Genomic DNA, 15,624 nt, shown 5'->3' on the forward strand with positions numbered 1-15,624 from the left:
CGCTTAATCGGTTCAAATTTTTCACATACCATTGTGTAGGTTAACACTGATGTCAATACAATTGGCAGAATCTGACTTTCAAATTTTAGGGTGTTTTCCTGTTATTTATCAGTTGCGCCCTCACCTTGAGCAAGATAAGTTTCTAGAGCAAGTTCGATATCAAATGAACGAAAGATATCAACTTGCATTCTTGAAAATAGAAGAGCAAACTCTGGCAGTGGCTGGATTTCGCATTTCTAATTGTTTAGCATTGGGAAAGTTATTATACATTGATGATTTAGTCGTTGATAAGTTTAATCGGTCACACAGCTATGGTCAACAGTTATTTCAATGGCTCATTGAATATGCAATAAATCATCAGTGTAAACACCTGAGTCTTGATTCCGGTGTTCAGCGATTTGCAGCCCACAGGTTTTATCTCATGCAGCGTATGAACATTACAAGTCATCACTTTTCAATAGAGTTGTAACGACAAGTAATCTGGTTGTGACAAACAATATTTTTTGGTATGACGGTAAATTAATTCACTCCCAAACCCTAGAGTTAAACATTAATGATCCGGGCTTACTTTATGGGGCGACTGTTTTTACAACATTGCGGGTTTATCAGAACTCGCTAGATAGTAATTTAACTAATTGGCAAGCACACTGCGATCGCCTACTTTTCTCAGTACAATCTTTTGACTGGCAGCAACCAGATTGGAACCGTCTACGCCAAGGCGCTCAAATTATCCTCACACACTTCCCCGTTCTCAGAATTACCCTCTTTCCCGATGGACGAGAGTGGATAACTGGCAGATTATTACCACAGGATTTGACAGAAAAACAAAATAATGGTGTATATTGCGCTGTTGCCAGTTCAGAATTTTATCGTTCTCTCCCCTCTCATAAAACTGGAAACTATTTGAGTGCTTGGTTGGCAAAAACTAGTTTAGATGCTCAAGAAGCAATATTAGTCGATGCTCAAGGAAATTGGCTAGAAACCAGCACAGGCAACCTTTGGGGATGGTACGATCGCAGTTGGTACACGCCACCAATCAAGGCCGGAATTCTACCGGGAATTGTGCGATCGCAACTTGTAAACTGGTTGCAAAACCACCAGATGCCAGTGCGCGAAGAACCTTGGAGCGTGGAGTTAGTGCAGGGCTTTGAAGCGATCGCCTACACTAATAGTGTGGTAGAGATTATTCCAATTCATACCGTTCATCAGCCTTCAGGGTCGCTACAATATAATCCCTACCATCAAAGTTTTCAGCTAATAAAGGAGCTTTTTTTAGCATGACAGCCACGCCAAATTTGTTATATCTTAAGATAAGTTAACATAATTCTTAATAATCACCTTTGTGATCAGAGACGCTAGGCGACCGCGCGAAAAATACCGGAGGATAGACCTTAGTGAATAAAAGATGGAGAAATGCAGGGCTGTACGCGCTGCTGTTTATTGTCGTAATTGCGCTGGGAACAGCATTTTTTGACAAACAACCCCAAAGCAGACAGACATGGCGATATAGTCAGTTTATTCAAGAAGTTCAACAAGGCAGAGTTGAAAAAGTCAGTTTGAGTGCAGATCGCTCTACAGCACTGGTTACACCCAAATATGACCCAGCTAAACGGATTGTTACTTTAGTCAACGATCCAGACTTGATCAATACTTTGACTTCTAAAGGCGTTGATATTTCTGTTTTGCCCCAAACCGATGAAGGATTTTGGTTTAAGGCACTAAGCAGCTTATTTTTTCCTGTATTACTTTTGGTTGGCTTATTCTTCTTGCTACGTCGCGCTCAAAGTGGCCCAGGTAGCCAAGCGATGAACTTTGGCAAATCTAAAGCCAGAGTGCAAATGGAACCACAAACTCAGGTAACATTTGGCGATGTAGCTGGTATTGACCAAGCCAAGTTGGAATTAAACGAAGTTGTAGACTTTCTGAAAAACGCCGATCGCTTTACCGCCGTTGGTGCAAAAATTCCTAAAGGTGTACTGTTAGTTGGCCCTCCTGGTACAGGTAAAACCCTCCTAGCTCGTGCCGTAGCCGGTGAAGCAGGTGTACCCTTCTTCTCAATCTCCGGTTCAGAATTTGTAGAAATGTTCGTCGGTGTGGGTGCATCCCGCGTCCGCGATTTATTTGAACAAGCTAAGACCAATGCTCCTTGTATCGTCTTCATCGATGAAATTGACGCTGTAGGTCGTCAACGGGGTGCTGGCTTAGGTGGTGGTAACGATGAGCGGGAACAAACCCTCAACCAGTTGCTCACAGAAATGGACGGCTTTGAAGGTAATACAGGCATCATCATTATTGCCGCTACCAACCGTCCTGATGTTCTAGATGCAGCCTTATTGCGTCCTGGTCGCTTTGACCGTCAAGTTGTGGTAGACCGTCCCGACTATGCCGGACGCAGCGAAATTCTTAAGGTTCACGCTCGTGGGAAAACCTTGGCCAAAGATGTGGACTTGGATAAAATCGCCCGTCGTACCCCTGGATTTACTGGCGCAGATTTATCCAACCTGCTCAATGAAGCCGCAATTCTGGCAGCACGCCGGAATTTGACTGAGATTTCGATGGATGAAATCAACGACGCGATCGACCGCGTATTAGCTGGCCCAGAGAAGAAAGACCGGGTAATGAGCGAAAAGCGCAAAACCTTGGTAGCATATCACGAAGCTGGTCACGCCTTAGTTGGTGCTTTGATGCCAGACTACGATCCTGTGCAGAAGATTAGCATCATTCCTCGTGGTCGTGCAGGTGGTTTAACTTGGTTTACCCCCAGCGAAGACCGGATGGACACAGGTTTATACAGCCGCGCTTATCTGGAAAATCAGATGGCTGTAGCTTTGGGTGGTCGAATTGCTGAAGAATTAATCTTTGGTGAAGAAGAAGTGACCACTGGTGCTTCTAATGACCTTCAACAAGTAGCACGGGTTGCGCGTCAGATGATTACCAGATTTGGGATGAGCGATCGCTTAGGCCCTGTTGCTCTTGGTCGTCAGCAAGGTAACATGTTCCTCGGACGAGATATCATGTCAGAGCGTGATTTCTCTGAAGAAACCGCCGCCGCCATCGATGAAGAAGTCCGTAAACTTGTAGATGTAGCCTATACACGCGCTAAAGAGGTGTTAATCGGCAATCGCCATATTTTAGATCAGATAGCGCAAATGTTGGTTGATAAAGAAACGGTAGACGCTGAAGAGTTGCAAGAAATTCTGTCGAATAACGATGTGAAAACTGCTGCCTTTGCCTAATTTAATGAATAGTTAGGAGTCAAGAATAATTTTTAACTCCTAATTGTCAAAAAAGCCCGGTCATGAAGACCGGGCTTTTAATATGGGGTTATATACCCCGAAGGTTTCGTTATAGAGTTTCAGTATAAATCGCTTGTCTGATATAGACTACCACCTGAGCATAATCAATTCCAGAAAATTAGAAAATTTTTTTAGATACACCAAAATAAAAAAGCTATAACTCTGACTTCAAAAGGAAAAAGATACAATCTAGCTATAATTCAATAAGTCGGGATGGTAAAAAAAATCACCCTAGTTTGCTTAAAGCCTTGCTAACTATGTCATGGGCAGATCGAATGGACTGTTTTTCGGGCCTGATATAGCAGTTTAGTATGACCTGAATATACCAGCGATGTCTACGACAGGCTACGCCTACGTGCCAGATGGATTGTTCAGCCTGGGAGTCGAGCAATTTTTTGGTGAAAACCTCCACCTCTATTATGTATGCAATTTGGGAAGAAGAAAAATTCCCAATATTGCTAATAGAGATAAGTTTCTGAATCTTGACATGACTAGCGTTAAAAGTGACCCGATACTCAACCAGTCGCCGATCTTAAACTCTAGATGTCGGTTTCAAAAATAGCCACGCCACAAAGAAGGTAGCGGCTGTGAATATTTGCGTCAAATCCAAAGCAGATAGATAGCCATCCGCAAATGAGGCAATACTGCGATCGGTAATGCCGAATACCCAGGATGACAATCCAAACAGCCAGATTCCATTCTTGAGATTCCCAACGAATTCCTTCGAGTCTGATGGTTCTTTATCTTTCATGATCTTCTGTTCTATTACCGAAAAACTTGATGATTGATACGGAATACCTGCCATTGAGAATTTTTTGTGACTCCTGACCCTAAATTTACACTTCCTATTAATAATATTAATAAATATTTCACCTACTTGACTTCACCGCCCAAAGGTACATCTCGTAATGATGACATTCCTCCTTTGGTTGTGTCACCTCCGATAGGCGGCAATGTGTTGAGTTATCAGCTTTACAAAGTCATGTTTGAATACTGAGATTACATAATCTTTAAATGACTATATGAACATTTATTGATATTTTGTAAAAAATCCTCCATAGGATAGATGCTTTACAGATAAATCCTCAGATTTAAATTGCCTGGATACATAGTAGTAGCATCTGTGCGCTACTACTACGCTATGAGCTAGATTTGAGGGTCAACTAAGCGGGTAGTGGGGCGACTCTGATATAAATCTTGAACGACTTGGACAGCAGAAACTACAGCTACAAGGCCAATGACTGCAACAGGTAACAAACCTTTGCCAAAGATAGCGATCGCTAACAGCACGACTGCACCCCCAAGTCGATACTGGGAGCGGACTTTGCAATAACGAATCACCCCAAATCTATAGACCCACCACCAGCTAAAGGAGAAAATTTGCCATAGTGCTAATTGCGAATCGTTAATAGTTTTTATCATTAACCGTCATCTATTAGCCAATGGGTAGACGTTTCTGCGTAAATTTCAAGAAATCAGGCTTTAAAAATAAAGGATTAATTACTCATACAAAGGCTGCCAAGCTTTGCGAATATGCTCAGGCTTAAATAGCTTGCCGAAGGGGTTGCCGCAGGCATCGTTCCATTCATTTACCAGGGCGATCGCCTGCTGACTATCCTGTGCTAGTTTGGGATAACGGCTCAAAAATAATTACCTGCACATCTAGTTGCGGGAAGACTGTTAACATCAGCCCAAACGGTGACATCAATTTGTTAAAAGTGATATTAAATATGTTTATAGTGACAAATATGCAACGCCTAGTTTTGAATTGCTTAGTACAGCTTTGAGTAAAACCGTGGTGAAGCGAAAGGGGAAATTTCAGCGCAGAGGATATGCAGACGATTGATAGGTAGCAATTATTTCGCTAATGATTTCGGAAATTTTGTACTTAGTCCTGCCTAAACAACCCAAATAGGGGAGCGAGAATTATCCCAAAAGCAAAACCACCAATGTGTGCCCAGTAGGCAACTCCACCAGTTTCCACGCTCATGTTAGCGGCTGTTTGCAGGGTAGCAAGACCGGAAATTACATTTTGCACAATAAAAAGTCCAATTATTACTATTGCTGGCACTCTGATTGTGGTGATGAAAAACCCCAAAAATACTAGGGTCATGACTCTAGCTTGGGGAAAGCGGATAATGTAAGCACCTAGAACACCAGAAATTGCACCACTTGCTCCCAAGGAAGGAATCTCAGAATTCATGCCAATAAACCATTGACACAAGGCAGCTAAAGCACCACACGCTAAATAAAAAATCAGATATTTAACATGACCCAATCGATCTTCAATATTGTTGCCAAAAATCCAGAGAAACACCATATTCGAGATTAAGTGCCACCAATTACCGTGTAAAAATTGCGATGTAAATAACGTTATCCACTCTCCACTCCAATTGGTGGTTAACTGTTGAGGTATTACTGCATACTGACTTAAAAACTGATTCAATTGTACATTTGACGATGCATTTAACAACATCACCTCGTGAAGAAAAACTAAAATATTCATGCCAATTAACCCGTAGGTGAAATACGGGGTGGCTCGCGTCGGATTTTCATCGTAGAGGGGAAACACAAATGTTTTTCCTAATTTATTCACTAACTGCAATATAGCTTGTAAGGCTAGCAGTTGCGAAGCTTAGGCAATTTCATTAATTAGTCTAATTAAAAGCCCTGATGATACCCTGAAAATTACTAATACCAAGCTTCTTCCTTTGATTTATCGTTAAACAAACCCAAGAGTGGGCCAAGAATTGCTCCAAAGATAAAACCGCCTGCATGGGCCCAGTAGGCAATACCGCCGCTTTCCATACCGATGTTGGTACGTGTTTGCAGACTAGCAAGCCCGTAGAAGGCTTGTTCAAGAAACCAAAATCCTAAAAAGAAATATGCCGGTACGCGGAAACTCGGGAAGAAAAACCCTAAAGGTACTATGCCGAGAACTTCGGCGTTGGGAAAGCGGAGAATGTATGCTCCTAAAACGCCTGCGATCGCACCACTTGCACCCAAGGAAGGAATGCTAGAATCTTGAGCGAAGAACCACTGGGTCAAAGATGCTAAAACACCACAAGATAAATAGAACAGTAAATATTTGGCATGACCTAACTTATCTTCAACGTTGTTACCAAAAATCCAGAAAAACAACATATTACCTGCTAAGTGCAAGAAACCACCATGTAAAAATTGTGAGGTAATTAAAGTTGCCCACTCTGGCACTGGTTGATGTAGAGAGACACCAGCAAAGCTTAAAGTCAGTTCTCGTGGAACTACAGCCGCAAGGCGTAGAAACCCATTTAATGCTTGGGGGGGAAGATTTGCTTCATAAAGAAAAGCGAGGACATTAGCAGCAATCAGTCCATAAGTCACATAAGGCGTAATTTTTGTCGGATTATTATCTCTAATGGGAACCACGAGCGTTTTTTCCTGATTTTAAGACACCAGTTACACAATACTGAATAATGCAAGTAGTTTCTTCTTCCTCGTGGATGGATTTCACCAAGATTTGTTATCGAAATTGCAACCCATTGTAAAAAATACAGTCCTTAACACTTTCATTTCACTCTACCAGATTCAACTTTTCGGTCTAGATATGGTTCAAAAATATTTTTAACCAAGAATTGAGTGATAAAGCAATCGCTGGCTTTACTCAATTTTTATTGCTCTTGATATGAACAAGTAGCTATCTTGCTAGAGGGTGATTTTGTATCACCATCTAAAACTAATGTTGAATAGTTAAACCACCATCTAAAACTAATGAATGTCCAATAACAAAATTAGCTGAATCTGAACATAACCATAATACTGCTTGAGCAATTTCTTCCGGTGTACCTAATCGTTTTATAGGATATTGATTGCCATAATTCTTTATTGTTTGCTCACTTAAAGCCTCCATTACCATAGGAGTCATAATAGTTCCTGGACAAACAGCATTAATTCTAATACCATCCTTAGCATATTGTACAGCTAAAGACTTAGTAAGTCCTAAGACTGCGTGTTTGCTAGTACAATAAAAATGAATATTATGTTGTGCTTTACTTTCTTGCTCGTTAATTAAATTAGCAGCAATTAATCCTCTAATAGAAGCATTGTTGACAATAGCACCACCACCATTTTTACGCATTTCCGGAATTTGATATTTCATACATAGCCAAACTCCTTTTAAATTAGTATTAATAATTTTATTCCAATTTTCTTCAGAATCATCTATATCTACTTTTAGAATTCCAGGAGTCCCAGCATTATTAAAGGCATAATCTAAACGACCAAAAGTTTTAATTGTTTGGCTAATTAAATTTTGAACTTCTGTTTCTTGGGTAATATCTGTAGGGATAAAAATACTTTGACTACCTGCTTTTTTAATTAAATTAACTGTCTACTCACCTTCTTGAATTCTCCTGCCGGTAATCACTACTTTTGCCCCTTCCTCAGCAAAAGCTAATGCTGTAGCTTTGCCAATACCAGAATTTCCTCCTGTAATCAGAACAACTTTGTCAGTAAATTGCTTCATAATTAAATAGTTTTACTTTTATTCAGAATTTAGTCCGATAATACCCACATGCAGGTGCAATAGCGTACCCGCCCTTTCCGGTGGCGATCGCAAAACATTGTATTTTTGAGCATGACAGCTTCATAATTTAGATATCAGAATACAAAATATTGACCACTGCGGCATAGTCGCAGGCATCTGTAATGAGATGAACATAATCTACTACGAGAGTATAAGGTACAGCAGTCTACTGAGCATGGTTTTCGCTTTCTCAAAGACTCGTTCAAGCCTGAAAATATTCTATTTTATCTATACTAGCTAGGAAAACCCATGTTTTTTTCAAATTCTCTGGAAAATCAACTCCAGCGCTGGAATGAAACCATTCGCAATCAGCCAAAAAATCCTAATGCTTACATTCGTCGAGGTATGGTTAACTTTCAACTGGCTAAGATTGATGAATCTATTCAAGATTTTGACATAGCAGAACAATTGGATGCCAGTATTAAACCTTACCTTTGGCAACGGGGATTATCGTACTATTATGCAGAAAGATTTGCTGAGGGTGCTGAACAATTTGAAATAGATTTGAGAGTGAATGCTCAAGATGTAGAAGAAACAGTATGGCGATATCTCTGCATAGCTCGTTCGTTAGGTGTTGAAGAGGCGCGTAATTCTTTACTAACTGTGAAAAATGACCCTCGACGGATCATGCAGCGTGTATATGATTTGTATGCAGGAGATTGTACTCCAGATGATGTTTTAACTGTTGGTCAATCAGAAGGGATAAAGGTAAATTTTTACAGTCATCTTTACTTGGGATTATATTACGAAGTCCAGAATAATATTGATTTGGCTCAGGAATATATAGTTAAAGCTGCTGACAAGTACAAAATTGATGATTATATGTGGTATTTGGCACAGGTACATAAGAAGCTACGAGGATGAGCTAAGGTTTCCTTAGATAAACTATCAGTGTTTACAGGTTGGTACAGCTATTAATTGATTCTGGCATTCCCCAAATTTTAACTATTCTATCAATGCTGTAATACTACTGTTCTTCAGAATGCAGATGAGTAACAGATAGTAGTAACAGATAGTGCTTTGATATAGCAGATGTTTAATGCGATCGCATTAGCAAGTCCAGCGTATATATCTTGCTGATTGCTTGGCTGGGACGATGTTGACTATTTGGAGGATTTGTATAAATCATTTTGGCTAATCAATATCTATCATGAGTCGGCGATCGCTAACGACAAGCCGCTGCGCTTCTAGGCATCCTCATCAATCATCTATTCAATTTTCGGTGGCTTCGGTTTCAAACTGCACTTGTCGGTACAAATGTGCGATCGCATACTGTGTAAAAATAGCTATTCGGCAGCTTGTTGATCATCTTTGAGCGACAACAATGAGCGACCTTCCTGCATAGTCTTCATCGATATTTGACTGCGATCGCTACAATCGACTGACTAGAAGCGAATATGACGTACCTGCACAATCATCCGTTTCAGAGGACGTAAGATTGTAGGACTTACGCAAAAATTGCTAAAAAGCTTAATTTCTCGAACCGCCAAGACGCCAAGAGCGCCGAGAATTCGTAGAGTGTGCGTAAGTCCTAGATTGGATGCCAAAACCTAGCATTGATTTAATAGTGGCGATCGCCTCTCAGATTTTTCGCAGTAATTCCCGAATAGCGATCGTACAATCACCAAAAGCTAAAGGTGAAATTGTCACATCCTCTGCAAGTATGCTCTCACTGTGATATCCGTCTGGACTGGGGAGACGATACATATACAACTTGCGTCCATTGACATCTAAAATCCAGTACTCAATAATACCTGACTTAGCATAAGCGATCGCTTTTACTTCTCGATCGTATTTAAGACTGGAATCAGCTATTTCAATCAGTAAAAACACTTCGGAAGCATTAGGATGGTGATCCTCATAATCTAATGAATTCAGCTTCACCACTGAAATATCTGGTTCTGGTTCCGAGTAATCGTCAAGTTGCACTGGTGACTGGATTCTTAATAAAACTTTGTCACCCAAACGTTGACGTAATAACCTTTCTGTGCGGGTAATTGCTGATTCGTGAGCAGTACCTTTTGCTGACATTCTGAAGATTTGTCCCGCGATTAATTCTAAGCGTTCTTCAGGATGAAAAATCCCCGTTTCCGCCATTTTGTGATATTCTTGAACACTAATTAGGCGAATATTGGTGAGCATAAGATTCACGTTAATGTCCCAACATTTTATCCCGCAGATGATTAATGCGATCGCAATGAACGAATAGTTAACCACATTACGGGATGAAGATTCGCTTTGCACCTCGATAACTATCTTGTATCTTGCACAATTTCAATCAGACTTTCAACACACTGACCTCGATATTCAGAGTCGTTTAGCAGTCAATCGGCATTGCCAATCGTAATTACGGGTAACGATGCTAAGGTATTTTCTTCACGTATGACTTGTTCGAGCGAATCTTTCCCTTTTATGCTGCGATTAGCTGTAAGCAAAATCATCTGATTTTCCTGAGCTAATCGCCAAACAACCCTGTCATCACTGTTGATCGATAAATCCATTTCTGCTAATGTGAGAAACTGACTTCTGCCCTGAACATCAATTAGGAAAGTTAGGAAAAAACAAAAATGGCAACTATCTACGGCACCACAGGTTCTGACACAATAAATGGAACTTCGGAAAATGACATATTATATGGATGGGCTAGGGGTGGCAATGCTAATAGCCCGTCTGGTAATGACACCCTGAATGGCAGCTTTGGTGACGATATCTTAAATGGTGGTACTGGTAATGACAGCCTTTTGGGTAGCGCTGGCAATGATAGACTGATTGGCAATGATGGCAACGACGTGCTGACTGGCGGCACCCGTAATGACACCTTAGAAGGTGGGGCGGGTGCTGACAGCCTTTTCGGTGGCGCTGGCAATGATAGCCTAATTGGCAATGATGGCAATGACGTGTTAGAAGGTAATGCCAGTAATGACGCCCTAGTTGGAGGCTTGGGCAGCGACATACTTACAGGCGGAAACGGTGTTGACACCCTAGTTGGAGGCTTGGGCAGGGACACACTTACAGGCGGAGACGGTGCCGATAGATTTTACTTTAATTCCCCAGATGAAGGAATTGATACCATCACTGACTTCGACTACATATTTGATGATGAGATTTGGATTTCCGCCGAAGGTTTCGGAATAGATATAGACGCTCTCGATGCGATTACGTTCAACAGAAGTACAGGCGCACTGTTCGTTGAAGACACTCAGATTGCGACAGTTTCCTCTATTTACGGCTCACTCCCGATTTCCAGTGGTACTATCACCATTTTCTAGAAACGGTGTGTGCGGTTATGGCCTGTCACGAATCAGGCGATGCCTTCGGCGGGCTACGCCTACGCTAATCAGTCATTTGATTCCTTAGATGAGCTAGAGTCCGTTTTATTTCAACGTTGCAAGCTACTATGCTTAGGCAAGTTGAGTCCGGCACGTCCGGCGGATCGCACGGACATAGGCGCGGCTTAACGCTTCAGCAATATGTTGGTCAGTTAACACAGTTGAATTAAAGCCTCATCAAGCACAAGTACTCTTTTTTGTTAACGTCCTAACATTTTATCTCGCAGATGTTTAATGCGATGTCTACGACGGGCTACGCCTACGCGCTAACGGTTGGCTGCTGGCACTACAACCTCTGAAGCAACTCGTCATACTCTGTATGTGTGCCAATCCAGAACCAATAAATGTGATCATTCTGCAACAAGCCAAGAACGCGGTAGTCTAAACTAACACGAGCTGAATAGATTGGTTGGCGCTGGCTAACTCGTTTGAACTGAAGACTATTGTGGTAAGGGTCTGAACGCCAAAGAGCATAGGCTTTGGCCGCTTGTTCTTGAACTGATGCAGGAAGCTCATCAAGTTTCTTGCGAAATGCCTTCGTAACACTTGACTTCATTTCTCAGAGGGAAAAACGTCAGCTAAAGAAGTGATGTCGCCAGCAGCAATTTCCTGCCTTACCATATCAGCTAGACGATCCCACTGAGCATCTGTAGTAGATTCAAACTGAGCCTTCCATCTTTGCTCATCCTCTATCTCGGCAAGGAGGCGAGTAGCGATCGCATCCTGTTCGTCAACAGGTAGAGTTTTCAGTTGTGCGATCGCACGCTCAAGTAACTCAGTCATGGCTACCACACTCTTAAAACGTAAATGGCATCTTATCCATTATCGCTTTTTGACGGCAAGTTGAGCGCTTTATCACCCAAAGGTTGACTTAATAGCCTTAGATTCTCGTTAACGTCCTAACATTTTATCCCGCAGATGTTTAATGCTATGTGCAAGCGGTTTGTTATGCCACTGCGATCGCCGCAATATGCCACAATAGAAGGTAAAACAGTAATAGGACTTACGCACTGTTTACGAATTCTTGGCGTTCTTGGCGTCTTGGCGGTTCGATAAATTAAGCTTTTTGGCGATTTTTGCGTAAGTCCTGAGTAAGAGTAGTTCTCACGAACCATCATCCCCTATGCAAGTCAAAGATATGACCATCGAAGAACTCAAGCTTCTGATTCAAGAAACTGTTGCCGAAACGATTCAATCTCTCATGGTTGATCCTGATGAAGGCAAACAAATAAAACCAGAAGTGAAACAGCAACTACTCGACTCCCTACAACGTACTCAATCTGGAGAACGTGGAACTCCTGCTGAGGAAGTAGCAAAAAACCTGGGATTGACCTGGTAATGAAGCTCGACATCGAATTTAAATCAGAGGCGACTATCGGGTTTGAAGCTCTCACCTCAACTATTCAAGAGCGCATCCTGCGTAAAATTCGCTGGTTGTCTGAGAACTTTGAGGACTTAACCCCTCAACCTTTGAGTGCTGATTTAAGCGGTTTGTTCAAACTCAGAATTGGGGACTACCGAGTTATTTATTCCTTTGATACTGAAGCACAACTCATCACAATTCATAAAGTTGGGCATCGCCGTGATATTTACAATTAACAATCGGTCATCATTGTCTCCTCAATCACACTTCAATTGAGGACTCAGTAGATTCACGTTAGCGTCCTAGCATTTTATCCCGCAGATGTTTAATGCGATCGCGCAATTTTGCCGCCTCTTCAAATTCCAGTTTCTTCGCTGCTTCTTTCATCTGCGCTTCCAACAGAGTAATCAACCCTGGAATCTGTTCTAATGGCAGTTCATCTATATGTTCATCTACAACTTTCAATTCAGTTGCATTCAACCGCCGAGATACATCTAAAAAAGCCAAAATCGCATTACTTGATTTTTTGACAATTGGTTGTGGTGTAATCCCATGCAGTCGATTATGTGCAGTTTGAATACCACGCCGTCTATCTGTTTCATCAATAGCTTTAATCATGCTCCCTGTCAGATTATCGGCATATAAAATCGCCTGTCCCTGAATGTGACGCGCGGCTCTACCAATAGTTTGAATTAAGGAGCGCTCGGTTCGCAGGAAACCTTCTTTATCCGCATCCATAATTGCTACTAAGGAAACTTCAGGTAAATCCAAGCCTTCCCGCAGCAAATTCACACCAACTAATACATCAAATTTCCCCTCGCGCAAGTTCTGCAAAATTTCAATGCGCTCAATAGAAGTAATTTCGGAATGTAAATACCTTACCCTTATCCCGTGGTCTTGCAAATATTCGGTTAAATCTTCCGCCATGCGCTTAGTTAATGTAGTAATTAACACTCGTTCATGGCGATCGGCTCTATCTTTAATTTCTCCTAATAAATCATCAATTTGTCCTTCTGTGGGACGCACAGAAATTTCTGGATCAACCACTCCAGTTGGTCGAATCACTTGCTCAACTACATGATCTTCAGAAACTTCTAATTCCCAATTTCCGGGAGTTGCTGAAACAAAAACACACTGATTTACCTTTTCCCAGAATTCCTCGGCTTTCAAAGGACGGTTATCAGCAGCGCTAGGAAGCCGAAATCCATGTTCAATTAAAACTTTTTTTCTAGCTTGATCGCCGTTATACATGCCGCGAATTTGTGGTACTGTAACGTGAGATTCATCTATAACTAGTAGCCAATCTTTGGGGAAATAATCAATTAAACATTCTGGTGCTTCTCCAGCTTGTCTTCCTGCTAAGTGACGGGAATAATTCTCAACGCCGTTGCAGTAACCCACTTCGCGCAGCATTTCTAGGTCATAGCGTGTACGCTGATCTATGCGTTGCGCTTCTAATAGTTTCCCAGCTTGTTCTAAGTCTAATTTTTGCTGTTTTAATTCTGCTGCAATGTCATTACAAGCTACTTCTAACCGTTCTTCTGGGGTGACGAAGTGGCGTGCAGGGTAGACATTCACTGCTTCCAAACTCTTGAGAATTTCACCTGTCACCGGGTCAATATAGCGAATCGCGTCAATTTCATCACCAAAGAATTCCACACGAATAATCCGGTCTTCATAAGCTGGGCCAATTTCTAAAACATCACCACGGACGCGAAACTTTCCCCGACCCATTTCTATGTCGTTGCGGCTATATTGAACATTTGCCAAATCCCGTAAAATTTGGCGTTGATTTACTTCCATACCTATCTGAAGAGGGATGGCAGCTTTCAGATATTCTGCTGGCATTCCCAAACCATAGATACAACTGATGGAAGCAACGACAATGACATCACGGCGTTCAAAAAGCGATCGCGTCGCTGAATGCCGCAACATATCTATTTCATCATTAATTGCTGCCGTTTTTTCAATATAAGTATCGGTAACGGGAATATACGCTTCTGGCTGATAATAATCGTAGTAGCTGACAAAATACTCAACTGCGTTGTTGGGAAAGAAATCTCGCAACTCGTTACAAAGCTGGGCAGCAAGGGTTTTATTATGCGCCAGAACTAAAGTAGGCTTGCCAATTTTCTCAATAACTGCTGCTACCGAAAATGTCTTACCAGTTCCAGTGGCTCCGAGTAAAGTTTGGTAACGATTACCCGCTTGGATACTAGCAGAAAGTTTAGCGATCGCTTGTGGTTGATCGCCTGTGGGACTAAAGGGAGCTTGAAGACAAAATTCTGTCATACAGTTTTGCTGTTAATACCCTATCTCATGGTGACAATTCCGCCCTGTATCCATTGTAGCTGGGTTATTAGAGCAAATAAATAGTAATGATTCTTTACAAAAATTATTTATTTAAGTTTCCTTATGTATCAGTTTTAAAGATTCTTATATCTATATGAGGTTTTTTAAGGTTAAACTCTAAAAGTATATAGGAAAAAATTTCATCTTTCCTTAATTATTGTAAAATTCAATTAACAAACCAGAGGTCTTCGTTTATGGCTATTAGCAGCGCTGGCAAAGCAATCAGTTCTCGGCAAAACAATGCCAAGTCTTCAGGGGAAGCTATAGAGGAAGTTGGAAATCAACAAGACCAGAGCTTGAATGCTGATAAAGTCGATGAAGTTAATGAACTGCCAGTGGGAGCTACTGGGACACTCGCCATTTCTGGAATTCGTCCTATAGGAGCTAGCGACTTAGAAGTTGCTGAACACCTCTCAATTGCTGGGGTGCGTCCCGTTAGCACCAGTAGCTTGGAAGTAGTTGAAACCTATAACTCAATGGGTATTCGTCCAATTGGTGCTAATACATTCCAAGTTGTTGAAAGTATCAATCTCTCTGGGGTTCGTCCAATTGGCTCAAGTTTATTGGTAATTGATGAAAGCTATTCTACCTTTGGTAATCGTCCAATAGCATCAAATGAGATTGACAATTCTGAAAACCTGATGGGTTTTCTAGATTAGACAAATAAAATATTCCCATAACTTTATAAACCCAGTTTCTATAGGAAGCTGGGTTTTTATT

The 15,624-nt window shown here is 41.4% G+C and carries 20 protein-coding genes and 2 pseudogenes; 11 read left to right on the top strand and 11 right to left on the bottom strand.

Annotated elements, in window-relative coordinates; all coding sequences use genetic code 11:
* The first annotated feature begins 49 nt into the window (after nucleotides 1–49).
* The 3 genes from CDC33_RS13760 to ftsH3 all read left to right on the top strand — a co-directional run bounded on the left by CDC33_RS13760 (nucleotide 50) and on the right by ftsH3 (nucleotide 3,236).
* Entirely contained in the window at nucleotides 50–469 is a 420-nt protein-coding gene (locus CDC33_RS13760) for a GNAT family N-acetyltransferase (RefSeq protein ID WP_181374001.1), read from the top strand.
* A gap of 17 nt (nucleotides 470–486) precedes the next feature.
* The gene (locus CDC33_RS13765) at nucleotides 487–1,281 is read left to right on the top strand and encodes an aminotransferase class IV (protein WP_244919231.1); all 795 of its coding nucleotides are present in this window, start codon (nucleotides 487–489) and stop codon (nucleotides 1,279–1,281) included.
* A 113-nt stretch (nucleotides 1,282–1,394) separates the two neighbouring features.
* A complete protein-coding gene (ftsH3, locus tag CDC33_RS13770; RefSeq protein WP_109008930.1) occupies nucleotides 1,395–3,236 on the top strand; it encodes an ATP-dependent zinc metalloprotease FtsH3 in 1,842 nt (613 codons plus the stop codon).
* 592 nt (nucleotides 3,237–3,828) lie between these two features.
* Here the strand turns inward: ftsH3 and CDC33_RS13775 are convergent.
* Nucleotides 3,829–4,047, bottom strand: coding sequence for a hypothetical protein (locus CDC33_RS13775; RefSeq protein ID WP_100902982.1), 219 nt, complete (start codon nucleotides 4,045–4,047; stop codon nucleotides 3,829–3,831).
* A gap of 66 nt (nucleotides 4,048–4,113) precedes the next feature.
* Between CDC33_RS13775 and CDC33_RS37795 the strand changes: the two genes are divergently transcribed.
* Nucleotides 4,114–4,293, top strand: a complete 180-nt coding sequence (locus CDC33_RS37795; protein WP_146195813.1) for a hypothetical protein — start codon at nucleotides 4,114–4,116, stop codon at nucleotides 4,291–4,293.
* Nucleotides 4,294–4,442: 149 nt separating this feature from the next.
* On the opposite strand, the pseudogene CDC33_RS13780 reads toward CDC33_RS37795, so the two are convergent.
* The 5 genes and pseudogenes from CDC33_RS13780 to CDC33_RS13795 form a co-directional block, all read right to left on the bottom strand.
* A pseudogene (locus CDC33_RS13780) lies at nucleotides 4,443–4,652 on the bottom strand (low temperature requirement protein A); the annotation flags it as partial.
* 144 nt (nucleotides 4,653–4,796) lie between these two features.
* The gene (locus tag CDC33_RS38695; protein ID WP_181374002.1) at nucleotides 4,797–4,940 is read right to left on the bottom strand and encodes a hypothetical protein; all 144 of its coding nucleotides are present in this window, start codon (nucleotides 4,938–4,940) and stop codon (nucleotides 4,797–4,799) included.
* Between the two features lie 244 nt (nucleotides 4,941–5,184).
* Nucleotides 5,185–5,868: a rhomboid family intramembrane serine protease gene (locus CDC33_RS13785; RefSeq protein WP_109008931.1), complete on the bottom strand. Its 684-nt coding sequence runs from the start codon at nucleotides 5,866–5,868 to the stop codon at nucleotides 5,185–5,187.
* 119 nt (nucleotides 5,869–5,987) lie between these two features.
* The gene (locus CDC33_RS13790) at nucleotides 5,988–6,704 is read right to left on the bottom strand and encodes a rhomboid family intramembrane serine protease (RefSeq protein WP_109008932.1); all 717 of its coding nucleotides are present in this window, start codon (nucleotides 6,702–6,704) and stop codon (nucleotides 5,988–5,990) included.
* Between the two features lie 307 nt (nucleotides 6,705–7,011).
* A pseudogene (locus tag CDC33_RS13795) lies at nucleotides 7,012–7,800 on the bottom strand (SDR family oxidoreductase).
* A gap of 309 nt (nucleotides 7,801–8,109) precedes the next feature.
* On the opposite strand from CDC33_RS13795, the gene CDC33_RS13800 reads away from it, so the two are divergent.
* Entirely contained in the window at nucleotides 8,110–8,724 is a 615-nt protein-coding gene (locus CDC33_RS13800; RefSeq protein ID WP_109008933.1) for a tetratricopeptide repeat protein, read from the top strand.
* 717 nt (nucleotides 8,725–9,441) lie between these two features.
* Here CDC33_RS13800 and CDC33_RS13805 read toward each other — a convergent pair.
* Nucleotides 9,442–10,002, bottom strand: coding sequence for a Uma2 family endonuclease (locus tag CDC33_RS13805; protein WP_109008934.1), 561 nt, complete (start codon nucleotides 10,000–10,002; stop codon nucleotides 9,442–9,444).
* A gap of 182 nt (nucleotides 10,003–10,184) precedes the next feature.
* Nucleotides 10,185–10,361: a hypothetical protein gene (locus CDC33_RS40415; RefSeq protein ID WP_244919232.1), complete on the bottom strand. Its 177-nt coding sequence runs from the start codon at nucleotides 10,359–10,361 to the stop codon at nucleotides 10,185–10,187.
* Between the two features lie 66 nt (nucleotides 10,362–10,427).
* Here CDC33_RS40415 and CDC33_RS41245 point away from each other — a divergent pair, with 66 nt between their 5' ends.
* Both CDC33_RS41245 and CDC33_RS38705 read left to right on the top strand, forming a co-directional pair.
* Nucleotides 10,428–11,129, top strand: a complete 702-nt coding sequence (locus CDC33_RS41245) for a calcium-binding protein (RefSeq protein WP_109008935.1) — start codon at nucleotides 10,428–10,430, stop codon at nucleotides 11,127–11,129.
* A 9-nt stretch (nucleotides 11,130–11,138) separates the two neighbouring features.
* Nucleotides 11,139–11,318, top strand: a complete 180-nt coding sequence (locus CDC33_RS38705; protein WP_181374004.1) for a hypothetical protein — start codon at nucleotides 11,139–11,141, stop codon at nucleotides 11,316–11,318.
* Nucleotides 11,319–11,475: 157 nt separating this feature from the next.
* On the opposite strand, the gene CDC33_RS13820 is transcribed toward CDC33_RS38705, so the two are convergent.
* Both CDC33_RS13820 and CDC33_RS13825 read right to left on the bottom strand, forming a co-directional pair.
* Nucleotides 11,476–11,745 (bottom strand): type II toxin-antitoxin system RelE family toxin, encoded by a 270-nt coding sequence (locus CDC33_RS13820; RefSeq protein WP_109008936.1) that lies wholly within the window; start codon nucleotides 11,743–11,745, stop codon nucleotides 11,476–11,478.
* Nucleotides 11,742–11,972 carry a hypothetical protein gene (locus CDC33_RS13825; protein WP_109008937.1) on the bottom strand — a complete coding sequence of 77 codons (231 nt, stop codon included), beginning with the start codon at nucleotides 11,970–11,972 and terminating at the stop codon, nucleotides 11,742–11,744. The genes CDC33_RS13820 and CDC33_RS13825 overlap by 4 nt, the downstream gene beginning before the upstream one ends.
* A 147-nt stretch (nucleotides 11,973–12,119) precedes the next feature.
* Between CDC33_RS13825 and CDC33_RS41250 the strand changes: the two genes are divergently transcribed.
* The 3 genes from CDC33_RS41250 (at nucleotide 12,120) to CDC33_RS13835 (ending at nucleotide 12,788) form a co-directional block, all read left to right on the top strand.
* Nucleotides 12,120–12,245, top strand: coding sequence for a hypothetical protein (locus tag CDC33_RS41250; RefSeq protein WP_280524412.1), 126 nt, complete (start codon nucleotides 12,120–12,122; stop codon nucleotides 12,243–12,245).
* Nucleotides 12,246–12,312: 67 nt separating this feature from the next.
* A complete protein-coding gene (locus CDC33_RS13830; protein WP_109008938.1) occupies nucleotides 12,313–12,528 on the top strand; it encodes a hypothetical protein in 216 nt (71 codons plus the stop codon).
* Entirely contained in the window at nucleotides 12,528–12,788 is a 261-nt protein-coding gene (locus CDC33_RS13835; protein WP_109008939.1) for a type II toxin-antitoxin system RelE family toxin, read from the top strand. The genes CDC33_RS13830 and CDC33_RS13835 overlap by 1 nt, the downstream gene beginning before the upstream one ends.
* A gap of 58 nt (nucleotides 12,789–12,846) precedes the next feature.
* On the opposite strand, the gene uvrB is transcribed toward CDC33_RS13835, so the two are convergent.
* On the bottom strand, nucleotides 12,847–14,844 hold the full coding sequence (gene uvrB, locus CDC33_RS13840; protein ID WP_109008940.1) for an excinuclease ABC subunit UvrB: 1,998 nt from the start codon (nucleotides 14,842–14,844) through the stop codon (nucleotides 12,847–12,849).
* Nucleotides 14,845–15,098: 254 nt separating this feature from the next.
* Between uvrB and CDC33_RS13845 the strand changes: the two genes are divergently transcribed.
* On the top strand, nucleotides 15,099–15,563 hold the full coding sequence (locus CDC33_RS13845) for a hypothetical protein (RefSeq protein ID WP_109008941.1): 465 nt from the start codon (nucleotides 15,099–15,101) through the stop codon (nucleotides 15,561–15,563).
* The last annotated feature ends 61 nt before the right edge of the window (nucleotides 15,564–15,624 follow it).

Source organism: Nostoc commune NIES-4072, assembly GCF_003113895.1.
Lineage (GTDB): Bacteria > Cyanobacteriota > Cyanobacteriia > Cyanobacteriales > Nostocaceae > Nostoc > Nostoc commune.